Origin of the sequence: uncultured Dokdonia sp., from assembly GCF_937910895.1 — a bacterium.
GTDB lineage: Bacteria > Bacteroidota > Bacteroidia > Flavobacteriales > Flavobacteriaceae > Dokdonia.
Map to the genome: position 1 here is coordinate 1 of NZ_CALEMI010000111.1, position 12,987 is coordinate 12,987.

The following is a 12,987-nucleotide window of genomic DNA, read 5'->3' on the forward strand; positions in this document are numbered from 1 at the left end:
GACCAAGTGAAGTTCAAACCTAGTACATTAATAAAAGCGGTAGCAGGTGCTCCCTTACAGGTAGATCTTACAGCAAACTTTTTATTTCTGGAAAAGCTACACTTAGGAGCTGCTTACAGGTGGGATGCAGCCTTTAGTGGTCTTGCTGGTTTTCAAGTATCAGACAGCATGCTCATAGGACTTGCGTATGACCGAGAGACAACAGATTTAGGCAACACAACATTTAATGATGGAAGTTTTGAAGTTTTCCTTAGATTTGAACTCTTTAACGAATATGACAGGTTATTAACACCTAGATTCTTTTAATGAAATAGAATTTCGTATACTTATTATTTAAAATAAAATTAATGAAACTTCACATTTACATACTAACCACCTTATTCTTGCTAGCAGGAACAATTAGTTTTGCTCAAGAAGGGAAGATTTCTAGAGCAGACAAAAAATTTGATCAATACGCTTTTGTAGATGCTCGTAAGATATACTTGGACGTTGCAGAAAAGGGATATGAATCTGCAGATTTATTTCAAAAACTAGCAGACTCTTATTACTTTAATGCAGAGTATACAAGCGCAGAGGTATGGTATAAAAAATTGATAGATACCTATCAGGAAGGAATACGACCAGAGTATTATTTTAGATATGCACAAACATTAAGATCATTAAAAAACTATGAATTAGCAGATGTTATGATGACTCGATTTGATGAACTTAGTGGGACAGATATTAGAGCAACATTATTTACAGAATCTCCAGATTACTTACGTGAAATAGCAGAATATAAAAAGAGTAAATATACCCTTGAAGATATTAGAAGTATCAATTCAAGATATTCTGATTTTGCACCAACAGAATTTGAAGGAAGATTAATTTTTGCTTCAACTAGAGATACAGGAGGAGCCGTCAGACGGATTCATAAATGGAATAACCAACCCTTCCTTGATTTATACCAAACAAGAATAGGGGAAGAGTCCGGATCTTTTTCTAAGCCTTCAAAATTCAATAAAAAATTAAACTCTAAATTTCACGAAAGTACAACCACCTTTTCTAAAGATGGGAACACAGTATATTTTACACGTAATAACTTTACAGAAGGAGATTACAAGAAAGCTAAAAATGGGACTAATAAATTAAAAATTTATAAATCTACAAGAGAAGAAGGAAAAGGATGGACAGAAGCTGTAGAAATGCCTTTTAACAGTAATGAATACTCTACCGCACACCCTACCTTAAATGCAGATAACACAAAATTATATTTTGCTTCAGATATGGAAGGAACATTGGGTCTTTCTGATATTTGGGTAGTCACTATTAATGAAGATGGAACCTATGGAGAACCTGTAAATATGGGGCGCCCTATTAATACAGAAGGAAGAGAGACATTTCCTTTTATGAGTAAAAATGGGAATCTATATTTTGCCTCAGATGGACATCCAGGATTAGGAGGTCTTGACGTATATGTGACAAGTCCTCAAGCTAAAGATAGTGAGCAAAGAATTATCAATATAGGAAAACCTATTAATAGCTCTTATGACGACTTTACATTTATTATAAATGACGATACCAAACTAGGTTATTTTGCTTCCAATCGTAAAACAGGAATGGGAAGTGATGATATCTATCGTTTCTTACAAGAAGAGATTCCTTGTGATATCCTAGTAAACGGAAAAGTTTTAGACAAAGAGTCAGGAGCTCCAATTCAAGGCGCCACAGTTCAGTTGATGGATAGTGACAATCAGGTAATAAGTTCAATCTTAAGTGCAACCAATGGAGATTACAGCTTTGATACAGCAACTTGTGAAGAGCAATATATTGTAAGAGCGATCAAAGAAACCTATAATGGTGATGAAGTCGTATTTACAACACCTGACGAGTCAAAAACGATTACAAATAATCTACAATTAGAACTTGCTCAAAAGCCTATTAATGTTGGAGATGACCTTACAGTACTGCTTGAATTGAACCCAATCTATTTTGATTTTGATAGATTCAATATTCGTCCAGATGCAGCACTAGAACTTGAAAAAGTAATTTCTGTGATGAAGCAATATCCTAATATGGTTGTAGACGCAAGATCACATACAGACAGTCGTGGGGTAGATAGCTATAACCTAAGTCTGTCAGATAAAAGAGCAAAATCTACCGTAGCATATATCATAAGTCAAGGTATTGATAGAAACAGGATTTCAGGCGCTGGATATGGTGAGACACAACTCGTAAATGACTGTGGTAATAATTCAAAATGTACTGAAGAACAACATCAGTTAAACAGAAGATCTGAATTTATAGTGATTAAAAACTAATTCCTAGTTTCATACAACATAGCAAAAGCCTTTCAGAAATGAAGGGCTTTTTTTAGTGAAAAGCTGTTTTGTAAAGTCAAAAAGACACACACAAAATAGGTAGTTGAACTAATCTTGCTACAAGCGGGATCTATAGTTTAATACCTCGATCCTTGTGTCGATTTTTAGTGTCCAGAGCTTGCTTTGAAAAACAAAAACCTTTCTGTTGAGTACCACATTGTGTTGCTTTGAGGATTATTCTTTATACGCTTTCGCGAAAGCGTACACAACATGGGTAAAATTTCATTGAATTCTTTAAGACCAAACAAACAAAACGTCTCCGTACAAAAAAAGTTTATAAACGAATAAGACAAGGAATATGATCGTTACCACAAACTTCATAAAGGTAGAGGCGATAAATCCTAGAAAAGAGCCTACAGCTGCTTTAAATGCCGTTTTAGAGTCACTCTGATTAAACACAAGCTCTCCAATAAGCGCACCCACAAAAGGACCAATAAGAATCCCAAAAGGGATCAGTGAGAAAATACCAACAAATAGTCCGATCATGGTACCTATCGCACCCGCTCTGCTTCCGCCAAAACGTTTAGTTCCTATAGAAGGAATAATATAATCAAGTATAAAAATAAGAATGGCAAAAAATAAGGTAATTCCTAAAAAAGTATAATCCATAGGAACGGCTTCTGTAAGATGTAAGACCAAAAGCCCTAACCAACTCACAGGAGGACCCGGCAATACAGGAAGAAAACTCCCAAGAATACCTAAAAGTATAAGTAACAAACTAAAAAATACAAGAAGTAAATCCATCCTAAGGTGTGTAATGACAGACGGTATGACGAAAAAAAGAATGCTTTGTTACAATTTTATAACTAAGAAATTAGTTTAAACTAAATTTTTAGTTATATTTGTGATCGTATTACTTTAAAAACCTTTTAGTAAAGAATCACGTAATGATTCATAATTGATATGCAAGAAATGAAACAACTTACAAAAGCCGAAGAAGATATTATGCAGATTCTCTGGAATCTGGAAGAAGCAAATGTTGCAGCTGTTATAGAAGAATTACCAGAACCAAAACCTGCCTATAATACAGTATCTACAATTGTTAGAATTCTTGAGAATAAAGAGTTTGTAGACTATCGCAAAGAGGGAAGAGGGCACATTTATTTTCCTTTGGTTCAAAAGGCAGATTATAGCAATCAAACTCTTAATAAGTTGATGAATGGCTATTTTCAAGGCTCATTTAAAAGTATGGTGTCTTTTTTTATGAAGAAAAATGATATCAATATGTCAGAAATGGAAGCGATTATGAAGGAGATTAATAAAGAGGAAAACCTATGATACATTACATCCTCCAGATCATCGCGTTTCAACTACTATTCTTAGTAGTATACGATCTGTTTCTAAAGAAAGAAACCTTCTTTGTGTGGAATAGATGTTACCTTTTAATCACACCTATTCTTAGTTTTATTCTTCCTTTTATTAAGATTGATGCCATTCGAGAAACGATACCAACATCCTATACCATCACACTTCCAGAAATATTGTTACAAACAGGAATTGGTGATCCAGTTATAGAAGGAGGAATGCTTCAGGAAGTAATCCTTATAGGTTCAAAACAAATACCTCTATCTACATGGATCTTAAGTATATGGGGTATTGGAGTGATGATAAGCTGTAGCTATTTTATGTATAAATTTATAAAAATACAAGGACTTAAAAAGAAAGGGATTCTGAGTCATATAGAAGGATTCCAAATGATTATTTTACCAAATACGGATGTTGCTTTTTCGTTTTTCAATACCATTTTTTTAGGAGCAGATCTCTCCGATTCTCAAAGAAAAAATATAATTCTCCATGAAATAATTCATATCAAAGAGCGCCACTCATTAGATATGCTATTTTTTGAAGTACTTCGTATAGTATGTTGGTTTAATCCGTTGGTATATATCTATCAAAATAAAATGATGCTCCTCCAAGAGTATACAGCAGATGCCAAAGCAGTCTCTCAAAACGACAAAAAAACTTACTATCAAAGCTTGCTATCACACGTTTTTAAAACAGAAAATATTTCATTCATCAATACATTTTTCAATCATTCATTAATCAAAAAACGAATTATTATGTTACAAAAAACAAAATCCAGAAAAATTGCACAAATCAAATATGCGTTTATTCTCCCGCTTATTTTATCTATGCTCGTCTATGTGTCTTGCTCTGACGATAATGTCTCTGTAGAAAAAGAAGTTTCATTACAAACCCAAATTGCAGAGCTTCAAGCAGCCATACAAGAAAAAGAAGGGCTTTCTGATGCCGAAAGAGATCAGCTATCATCTTTGATGCAAGAAGTATATGAAAAGAAGTTTACGGCAGATGGAAGAGATAAAGTAATAGAAGAAAGAGAATATATAGACTTTGACGATATCGGAGTTCCTTATGCATTGATAGACCAAGTACCCGTATACCCTGGATGTGAGAATACGCTAACCAATGCAGAACGAAAAGCCTGTATGGCAGAAAAAGTAAGTAAATATGTGAATAGAAATTTTGATGTAAATCTTGCAAAAAAGCTGAATCTGAAAGGAGTTAATCGGATTTTTATGAAATTTAAAATAAACAAAGAGGGTGATATTATAGACATCATGGCAAGAGCACCGCACCCAGAATTAGAAAGGGAAGCCATCCGAATAATTAAGGGATTACCCAATATGCAGCCAGGGCAGCAAGATGGCGTTCCAACAGCCGTTTTATACAGCCTTCCTATTACATTTAAAGTTTAGTAACTACTTTATGAAAAAACATCTCTTTCTATTTCTCTTAAGTACAGTCATCCTTAAAGCCGAAGCTCAGTCTTCGGCTTTGACTGTTGCAGACAGTTTATATGCGGTGGGTAGTTACACAAATGCTATCCAAGAATATCAAAGGGTATCAGAACAAAATGAAAAAGCACAATTACAAATAGCGAGATCGTACAAAGGGTTAGGGAATATAAAAGCAGCCCTTGAAGCCTATAAAAATTCTTTATCACTGGACTCAGAACAACCTATTGCCGCTACAGAGTATGGACGACTTTTAATCACTAGAGGTAAGTATGTCACTGCCGACACTATATTTAAAGGATTAACGCAAAAATATCCAGATAATCCAGAATATTTCTATCAACGAGGAAGAGCCGTAAAACAACTCGAAAAGAAAGACGATTCACTATGGAAGACTAAAGCAACGATTAAGAGTGAAGAAATTTTTTCTAGAGCAGTACAACTAGACTCAACACATCAGAAAGCATTGTATCAATTAGGATTACATTATTTAGGGCAACGTGATTATCCTGTGGTGGATAAAATCTGTTTCAAAGCATTAGATATGGATCCAGATAATGTTGAAATGGTAAACATTCTAGCGCAAAATTATTACTTGAGAGGGTGGTATACTGAAGCGGTAACTTGGTTTGAAAAACTGATCGAATTAGGACAATCTTCTCCTTTTATTCACAATAATTTGGGTGTTAGTTATCAAAAAACAAATAAATATCAAAAGGCAATTGACCAATATTTAATTCTATTAAACATGGATGATGAAGATTATGGAGTTCATCATATCCTAGCCGAATTATATGGATTGACAAGAAATATAGAAAAAGCTGAATACCACGCAAAACAAGCCTTATACTATAAAGATTTACCGCTAGACGATATTTACTACACCTTAGGAAGAGCATATCAAATTAATGAAAAATATGAAAAAGCGATTGGACAATATAGACGTGTCCTTAAAGTAGACCCTGAGAATATAAGAGTATACCATAATATTGCTATCTGTGCTGATAATTATTATGAAGATAAAAAAGAGGTTGTCAAGTTATACGAAAACCTCCTTGAAAAATTTGGAGACTCAAAAGATCCAAGAGCTGATTTTTATATAACGATGTCAGAAAGACGTCTTAAAATCTTAAAAGAAGAACTTTTTTTAAAAGAAGGAGAAGATTGAATCCCCTTTAGGACAACACCATATAATATTGTAAATTTCATCCAAGAAATTAAATGGTATGAACTTTCGTCTTATGTCTTTAGCTTGCTGTATGCTACTAGCTTCTTGCTCGGGATGGGAGACCAAAAAAATTACCACAGAAGAAATCCTACATCAAGAGTGGAACACCATAGATATCAAAGAGGTAGACACCTATCCTAGTTTTGATCACTGCGATAGTCTCTCTGAAAAAATAGCGTTAAAACGCTGTTTTGAAGACTTTGTAACAAGCACATTATATACAGAACTTAGTAATCTTACTATTATCGTACAAGAGTCAGTACTTGATACCGTATGGGTAGATTTTGTCGTGAATGAAACAGGAAACTTTTGTTTAGATAGTATTCATTTGACACCTACAGTACGCAAAGAAATTCCTGAGTTATCTCTATGGATTCATGATGCTACACAAGCCCTTCCAAAATCTCACCCTGCTATAAAACGAGATATTCCTGTAAAAACACGATTTAAAGTCCCCGTGATTTTAAAAGTAAATTAAAACTACAACACAAACCGATATCCAATAGTCAGATCAACAGGAAACGCTCCATTATCATCTATGATAAAAGAATACGCATCGTTGTAATTAAGCGATAGATAGCCCTTTCCTAATTTAATATCAGCGCCTAGTCCAAAAATAAGAGGACCTTGCAAGTTGGATCCAGAATCTTCATCAATGAAGATGAAATCATCACCGATCACTTCGGTTGTTCTCTTAGAAGACGTAAAGGTCACCAACTTTGTGTTGAGGTATATTTGGAATACAGGTGTTTTTATAAATTTAAAACGATGATTAATAGAAACCTGTGATGCACTATAGTCAAAGTCATCACTAGATAAAGTTTGTTTAAATTGGAAAACAATCGCATGGCTAGGAAGTGCCGTTGGGTCATATAATTCAAAGTCAAATCCAAATTGACCATTAGATGTATTGTCTGGATTGTCTACAAAGACGCTATTGGTGATTCCTGCAAAAATGCCCAAGCGAAATTCCATATTGGTAAGAAAACTATTTTCTTGATAAGAAGGATCTACTTTTTTATTATAGTCATTAAAAAATCGACGTAAACTCGCTAGCGTTAATTTCACTTTGTCCGCGTTCATATCCACATCCGAAGTGAGATCTTGGAGTTGTTTTTTATACTCATCCTGATACCTATTTCCTTCTTTGGTATTGGTCAATTCTATAATCGTATTTCCTTTTTTAGCAAAATAGCGGTATTCCTGACTAAATGTATTCCAGAGCAAGGTAATAGGACCGGCTACATCTGTTTTAAGCTCGTACGATTGATTGTTTACCGTGTAGGTATCTGTTTGTGCGGTGATTGTTGAAAGACTTAGTAGGAGTACACAACAAAAGAGTATATAGTGTTTCATGAAAAAAGATTTGGAATTTTAAAGGTAACAAAAAAAGTTATCTCTTAAAATACCTGCCTTTCCACGTAAATCCTCCTTTTAATGAAACCAAAGCAATATATGAGCTTATAAAAGGATACCATAAAGCACAGAGTGGATACCAAAAAAAGAGCTTTAATTTTTTAAAAAATTGCGCAGATGGATATAGTAAAAAACTGTCTGCAACTATTTTTATAAAAAGTAGGATATAAAAAGGGAATGCTTCTTTGTCCGCTTTCGCGAAAGCAAAAACAACCCCAACAACAAACGTCAAATTAGACATTAAAATAAGAAGCCCAACACCCTTAGTAAACGCTTTGGTATAGCCCGTTGACTTTGCTGCCCAACGGGTGCGTTGTGCTATATAGGAAGCCCAATCCTCTTGAAATGTTGTAGTAATTATAGCCTGTTTTGACTTTAGATAATGGACTTGCTTAGGATATACTGTTGTAAATTTTTCTAACATAAAGTGATCATCGCCACTTGCTATATGATTGTTTCCTTGAAAACCGCCCAAGGTCAAAAAAGCCGCTTTCTCATAAGCCAGATGTGCGCCGTTGCACAAAAAAGGACGCCCTATTCCAAAACCACCTATGGTAGCTCCCGCAAGACTTAACGTATCCATTTGTTCAAAAGCATTTAAAAATGAGACCGTTTTAGGAGGCAAGCTCACAGGACCCGCAACCAATTTTGAGTTATTTTCTTGTATAAAAGTGTTTAGAGTACTTAACCATAACGTAGGAACTATACAATCTGCATCTGTCGTGACAATCCAAGAATGTGTGGCGATCTCAATAGCCGTTTGGATCGCGTCTTTTTTTGGAGAATCAGAAACTCGGATATTGTCTGTGATCGTGATGTTTGTTAGTTGATGGCTTTCAATAAAGGATTCAATACACGCTACAGAATTATCTTCTGAGGCATCATTAATCAATAAAACTTCATACAAAGATTCAGGATACGTTAATGCGGCAAGACTTTCAAGCAATTGAGGAAGGTTTGCCTCTTCATTCCGAAAAGGAATAATCACAGAAAATCCTTGTGTTGGAATTTGTGTTTGTGACGTAAAATAAGGTACTCTTTTAACCCCATAAGACAACGCTCCTATAAGAAGAACGTAAGAGATCATAATACCATACAAGATGATCAATACAATCATAAAGCGCTGGTTTTTTTACGAGTTAGTGTTGTGTCTATCATTATAAAATAACTACCAGGAAGGATAGGAAGTACTACATTAAAAAACCACATCAAAAATGTAATAGCAACCATGATAATTTCGGGAACAGCGATCCATGAGAATATATAGACAGCAACGCCCGTTTTAATCACCACATCAAAAAGTTGCAGCATCGGTATGAGAGAACTTACCAAATACATAGTTGCAATAAGTCCCATTCCTAAAGGATAGGAAACATCTACTTGAAATACCAAAAGCAAAAAGTAAAACTGATGCGCAAATAATAAATACCTTATGAGAGAAAAAATCCATGCGTTTTGTTTTATAGGAGAAGCAATGGTCTTCATAAATTGGCGGATTCGTTGCCAGGAATATCCCTTAACACTCCACCGAATCTTATCTAAGATTTGAGGAGTTATATAAAGCAACGGAATGCCTAAAACGCACGCTAGAATATAATACCAACCAAAAGAAGGAAATAACAAGAACACACAGACCCCAATCCCTATACTACCAAAAATAGTCGTTGCTAGCATTTGATACCCGTTTCCTAATAACGTCAAGAAGAGAATTTGCTTACGTTGATGTGCTGGAAAAAACAATGCCTTCGCACCATATTCGCCAATTTTCGCAGGGGTGATCAGCGATGTAATATGCGCTTTTAAAACTTGTTTTAGGCTCTCTTTTGTAGAGATGACTTGACAATGACTCGCTAAGGTTTTCCATTTCAAAATCTCAAAAAACCAATTAAGAATAGATAATAATAGTAATATTGCTATATTGCTATATGTAAATATAGAGACAAAATCATCTTTAAAGTTTTCAAGAATAGGAATCGTATCTTGAGTTAAACGTTTGCCTACAAAAAAAAGCGTCGCAACCAAAATCAAAATTTTGATAGGATAGCTTAAGAATTGTGTAGCTTTGTGGGAGACGCCTTGCATAACAAACAAAGTAACAAATAAAACCAGAACTTCTCATTTGAAAGAAGAAAGAATCATATTAGGGATTGACCCAGGAACGACTATTATGGGCTTTGGGCTTATTAAAATAGTAGATAAGAAAATGGAATTTATGCAACTCAATGAATTGTTGCTCTCTAAATATAAAGATCCCTACATCAAATTAAAACTCATCTTTGAACGTACCATCGAGCTCATCGACACCTATCATCCTGATGAGATTGCCATCGAGGCACCTTTCTTTGGAAAAAACGTACAAAGTATGCTCAAATTGGGAAGAGCACAAGGCGTGGCAATGGCGGCAGGATTAAGTCGCGAAGTCCCCATCACAGAATACCTTCCTAAAAAAATTAAAATGGCCATTACCGGTAACGGAAATGCCAGTAAAGAGCAAGTAGCCAAAATGTTGCAATCCCTCTTAAAACTCAAAGAACTTCCCAAAAACTTAGATAGCACCGACGGACTCGCCGCTGCCGTATGTCATTTTTATAATTCAGGAAAAATAGAAACAGGAAAAAGTTATACAGGATGGGAAGCATTTGTCAAACAAAATGAAAAACGTGTGAAGAAGTAATTGTGTTAATATGTTTTTTGACATAATGAATAGTTGAACGATTTATTTTATTTTTTCCATTAACCCATTAACCCATTAACCCATTAACCCATTAACCCGTGTCCAGCATCTACATCCACATCCCATTTTGCAAACAGGCATGTCACTATTGCGACTTTCACTTCTCTACGTCTATGGGCAAGAAAGAAGCGATGATTCAGGCATTGATGAGAGAGTTGGAACTACGTAAAGAGGAGTTTAAAGATGTACTCGTAGATTGTATTTATTTTGGAGGAGGAACGCCTTCGGTACTAGAAACAGAGGAGATTAACCTTTTGATTCAAACGGTATATACGCATTACCAAGTGAGTGCCGACCCAGAAATTACGCTAGAAGCAAACCCAGATGATCTTTCAGAAGCAAAGATTGAGGCATTACATAAGTCGGCGATTAATCGGTTGAGTATTGGGGTGCAATCTTTTTTTGAAGAAGATTTAAAATTGATGAATCGGGCACATAATGCAGCCGAGGCGGTACGGTCTATTACGCTTTCGCGAAAGCGGTTTCAGAATAGTTCCATAGATCTTATTTATGGGATTCCAGAGATGAGTAACGCTCGATGGATCGAAAACATCGAACAAGCACTTGCCTTAGACGTACCTCACATATCAGCATACGCACTGACGGTCGAACCCAAAACAGCCCTTGAAAAATTCATCAAAAAAGGAATCATTCCGCCTGTAGAAGATGAGGTGGCGCAAGCACATCATGCAATTTTGGTAGAACGTCTGGAAGCTGAAGGATATCAGAACTATGAGTTCAGTAATTTTGGGAAACCAGGATCTTTCTCACGTAATAATACCGCCTATTGGGAAGGAAAAAGCTACATAGGAATTGGTCCAGGAGCGCATAGTTATGATGGAAAACGTCGCGCTTGGAATGTGAGCAACAATCCAAAATATATCAAAGCCATCTCGCAAAATGAATTGCCTCAGGACGTAGAGCAATTAACCCCTACCGATCAATATAATGAGTATGTCATGACGCGTTTACGTACCCAACATGGTATCTCGCTTAAAGAAGTGCTTGCACTTTTTGGAGAGAAAATGCACGAGTATTTTCTTCAACAATCGCAACCGCATATTCATAATCATTTCTTATTTCAAGAAGAAGATAGAGTGTATGTCACCAAAAAAGGAAAGTTCTTAAGCGACGGCATCGCCGCGGACCTGTTCATGCTGAATTTAAGCTCGTAAATTTCTAATAAAATAGAACTACACATAAAAACTCCTTCGCTTATCAGGTAAATGACAGAAGGGATGGGCTAAATTATACCTAAAAGCAACTACAATACTGTGTAACATTTTTTATCTTTAAAGACACATAACATATATAATATCAGCCAACACTTTTAAGAATTTCTGAAACAAGTTCAGCATACATGAAAGCAACCATCACTCATAAAAAACAGACCTTTTCTGTAGACTTATTGCAACCTATAGACATTTCTATTCCTTTAAGTGATTCAGAAAGCCCATTGGCTTGGTATCTAGATAAGCCTACCATCATTCCTGTACAGTCCGAAGATTGGATAGGCAAAGTAAGCGAGGGCGGTGATGTGAACTTTAATACCATTACGTTCAATCCTCATGCACACGGTACCCATACCGAGTGCGTAGGTCATATTACAGAAAAGGTGTATAGTATTAATGAGCATCTTACCACCTTCTTTTTTATAGCAGAACTCATTACAGCGGTATCGGAGGCTAATGGAGACGACTATATAATTTCGAAAAAACAATTAAAGCATGCACTTCACGGTAAAATACCAGAAGCCTTAGTGATCAGAACGATTCCGAATACACAGGAGAAAAAAAGAAAAAATTGGTCGCACACCAATTGGCCTTATATAGAAGAAAGTGCGATGGTATTTTTACGGCAGTTAGGAATAAAGCATCTACTTATTGATTTACCTAGTGTCGATCGTGAAAAAGACGAAGGCGAACTAAAAGCCCACAGAGCTTTTTGGAATGTAGACGGCGTCATTCGTATGGATGCAACGATTACTGAAATGATTTACGTCCCCCATAAAATCGAAGACGGCACCTACTTACTCAACTTACAAATCGCCTCTTTTGAAAATGATGCGACGCCTAGCAAGCCTGTATTGTATAAAATGGAGTAATTAACATTTTAGTATTATGAAAACAACCCTTAAACTAGAAGAACTCGCACAATTTGGATTAGGAATCTATTTGTTTAGCCTACTTCCATTTACATGGTGGTGGTTTTTAGTATTACTACTCACGCCAGATATTGGGATGATAGGCTATGCATTTGGAAATAAAGTAGGCGCTTTCTCATATAATTTTTTTCATCATAAAGGTCTCGCCATAGGACTATACTTACTAGGCATCTATTTTCAACATGAGATTTTAATGCTTATAGGAGTCATTTTATTTGCACACGCAGCTTTTGACAGAATATTAGGCTATGGTTTAAAATATGAAAAAGGATTTAAGTTCACGCATCTAGGAAATTTGTAAATATTGAGTAAAAGTCTATCAGCGAAGC

Annotated in this window: 14 protein-coding genes; 10 read left to right on the top strand and 4 right to left on the bottom strand. The window is 35.5% G+C overall.

Annotated elements, in window-relative coordinates; genetic code table 11:
* Positions 1-306, top strand: a 306-nt coding sequence (locus Q0505_RS13065; protein WP_299213560.1) for a type IX secretion system membrane protein PorP/SprF, incomplete at its 5' end; no start/stop codon positions are given.
* 41 nt (positions 307-347) lie between these two features.
* Positions 348-2,300 carry an OmpA family protein gene (locus Q0505_RS13070; RefSeq protein ID WP_299213563.1) on the top strand — a complete coding sequence of 651 codons (1,953 nt, stop codon included), beginning with the start codon at positions 348-350 and terminating at the stop codon, positions 2,298-2,300.
* A 294-nt stretch (positions 2,301-2,594) separates the two neighbouring features.
* Here the strand turns inward: Q0505_RS13070 and Q0505_RS13075 are convergent, their stop codons facing one another.
* Positions 2,595-3,104, bottom strand: a complete 510-nt coding sequence (locus tag Q0505_RS13075; protein WP_299213565.1) for a DUF456 domain-containing protein — start codon at positions 3,102-3,104, stop codon at positions 2,595-2,597.
* Between the two features lie 168 nt (positions 3,105-3,272).
* Between Q0505_RS13075 and Q0505_RS13080 the strand changes: the two genes are divergently transcribed.
* Genes Q0505_RS13080 through Q0505_RS13095 form a run of 4 tightly spaced genes read left to right on the top strand, consistent with a single transcriptional unit; the run spans position 3,273 to position 6,822 of the window.
* Positions 3,273-3,638: a BlaI/MecI/CopY family transcriptional regulator gene (locus tag Q0505_RS13080; RefSeq protein ID WP_299213567.1), complete on the top strand. Its 366-nt coding sequence runs from the start codon at positions 3,273-3,275 to the stop codon at positions 3,636-3,638.
* Positions 3,635-5,077 (top strand): M56 family metallopeptidase, encoded by a 1,443-nt coding sequence (locus tag Q0505_RS13085; protein WP_299213569.1) that lies wholly within the window; start codon positions 3,635-3,637, stop codon positions 5,075-5,077. The genes Q0505_RS13080 and Q0505_RS13085 overlap by 4 nt, the downstream gene beginning before the upstream one ends.
* 10 nt (positions 5,078-5,087) lie before the next feature.
* Entirely contained in the window at positions 5,088-6,284 is a 1,197-nt protein-coding gene (locus Q0505_RS13090) for a tetratricopeptide repeat protein (protein ID WP_299213571.1), read from the top strand.
* Positions 6,285-6,342: 58 nt separating this feature from the next.
* The gene (locus Q0505_RS13095) at positions 6,343-6,822 is read left to right on the top strand and encodes a hypothetical protein (protein ID WP_299213573.1); all 480 of its coding nucleotides are present in this window, start codon (positions 6,343-6,345) and stop codon (positions 6,820-6,822) included.
* 2 nt (positions 6,823-6,824) lie between these two features.
* On the opposite strand, the gene Q0505_RS13100 is transcribed toward Q0505_RS13095, so the two are convergent.
* Genes Q0505_RS13100 through Q0505_RS13110 form a run of 3 tightly spaced genes read right to left on the bottom strand, consistent with a single transcriptional unit; the run spans position 6,825 to position 9,782 of the window.
* Entirely contained in the window at positions 6,825-7,700 is an 876-nt protein-coding gene (locus tag Q0505_RS13100; RefSeq protein WP_299213575.1) for a hypothetical protein, read from the bottom strand.
* Between the two features lie 37 nt (positions 7,701-7,737).
* Complete coding sequence (locus Q0505_RS13105) at positions 7,738-8,877, bottom strand: glycosyltransferase (RefSeq protein WP_299213577.1); 1,140 nt, start codon at positions 8,875-8,877, stop codon at positions 7,738-7,740.
* A complete protein-coding gene (locus Q0505_RS13110) occupies positions 8,874-9,782 on the bottom strand; it encodes a hypothetical protein (RefSeq protein ID WP_299213579.1) in 909 nt (302 codons plus the stop codon). Before Q0505_RS13110 ends, Q0505_RS13105 begins: the two co-directional genes overlap by 4 nt.
* Before the next feature lie 97 nt (positions 9,783-9,879).
* Here Q0505_RS13110 and ruvC point away from each other — a divergent pair, with 97 nt between their 5' ends.
* The 4 genes from ruvC (at position 9,880) to Q0505_RS13130 (ending at position 12,959) form a co-directional block, all read left to right on the top strand.
* On the top strand, positions 9,880-10,434 hold the full coding sequence (gene ruvC, locus Q0505_RS13115) for a crossover junction endodeoxyribonuclease RuvC (RefSeq protein ID WP_299213581.1): 555 nt from the start codon (positions 9,880-9,882) through the stop codon (positions 10,432-10,434).
* A 98-nt stretch (positions 10,435-10,532) separates the two neighbouring features.
* Positions 10,533-11,669, top strand: coding sequence for a radical SAM family heme chaperone HemW (gene hemW, locus Q0505_RS13120; protein ID WP_299213583.1), 1,137 nt, complete (start codon positions 10,533-10,535; stop codon positions 11,667-11,669).
* A 185-nt stretch (positions 11,670-11,854) separates the two neighbouring features.
* The gene (locus Q0505_RS13125; RefSeq protein WP_299213585.1) at positions 11,855-12,598 is read left to right on the top strand and encodes a cyclase family protein; all 744 of its coding nucleotides are present in this window, start codon (positions 11,855-11,857) and stop codon (positions 12,596-12,598) included.
* 16 nt (positions 12,599-12,614) lie between these two features.
* A complete protein-coding gene (locus tag Q0505_RS13130) occupies positions 12,615-12,959 on the top strand; it encodes a DUF4260 domain-containing protein (RefSeq protein WP_299213587.1) in 345 nt (114 codons plus the stop codon).
* Positions 12,960-12,987 lie beyond the last annotated feature (28 nt).

What these genes read in the sequence shown, in the direction of transcription:
- Q0505_RS13125 (WP_299213585.1), top strand. Translation starts at nt 11,855, where the DNA reads ATGAAAGCAACCATCACTCATAAAAAACAGACCTTTTCTGTAGACTTA.
- Q0505_RS13105 (WP_299213577.1), bottom strand. Translation starts at nt 8,877, where the DNA reads ATGATTGTATTGATCATCTTGTATGGTATTATGATCTCTTACGTTCTT.
- Q0505_RS13095 (WP_299213573.1), top strand. Translation starts at nt 6,343, where the DNA reads ATGAACTTTCGTCTTATGTCTTTAGCTTGCTGTATGCTACTAGCTTCT.
- Q0505_RS13075 (WP_299213565.1), bottom strand. Translation starts at nt 3,104, where the DNA reads ATGGATTTACTTCTTGTATTTTTTAGTTTGTTACTTATACTTTTAGGT.
- Q0505_RS13080 (WP_299213567.1), top strand. Translation starts at nt 3,273, where the DNA reads ATGAAACAACTTACAAAAGCCGAAGAAGATATTATGCAGATTCTCTGG.
- Q0505_RS13130 (WP_299213587.1), top strand. Translation starts at nt 12,615, where the DNA reads ATGAAAACAACCCTTAAACTAGAAGAACTCGCACAATTTGGATTAGGA.
- Q0505_RS13070 (WP_299213563.1), top strand. Translation starts at nt 348, where the DNA reads ATGAAACTTCACATTTACATACTAACCACCTTATTCTTGCTAGCAGGA.
- Q0505_RS13090 (WP_299213571.1), top strand. Translation starts at nt 5,088, where the DNA reads ATGAAAAAACATCTCTTTCTATTTCTCTTAAGTACAGTCATCCTTAAA.
- Q0505_RS13100 (WP_299213575.1), bottom strand. Translation starts at nt 7,700, where the DNA reads ATGAAACACTATATACTCTTTTGTTGTGTACTCCTACTAAGTCTTTCA.
- Q0505_RS13085 (WP_299213569.1), top strand. Translation starts at nt 3,635, where the DNA reads ATGATACATTACATCCTCCAGATCATCGCGTTTCAACTACTATTCTTA.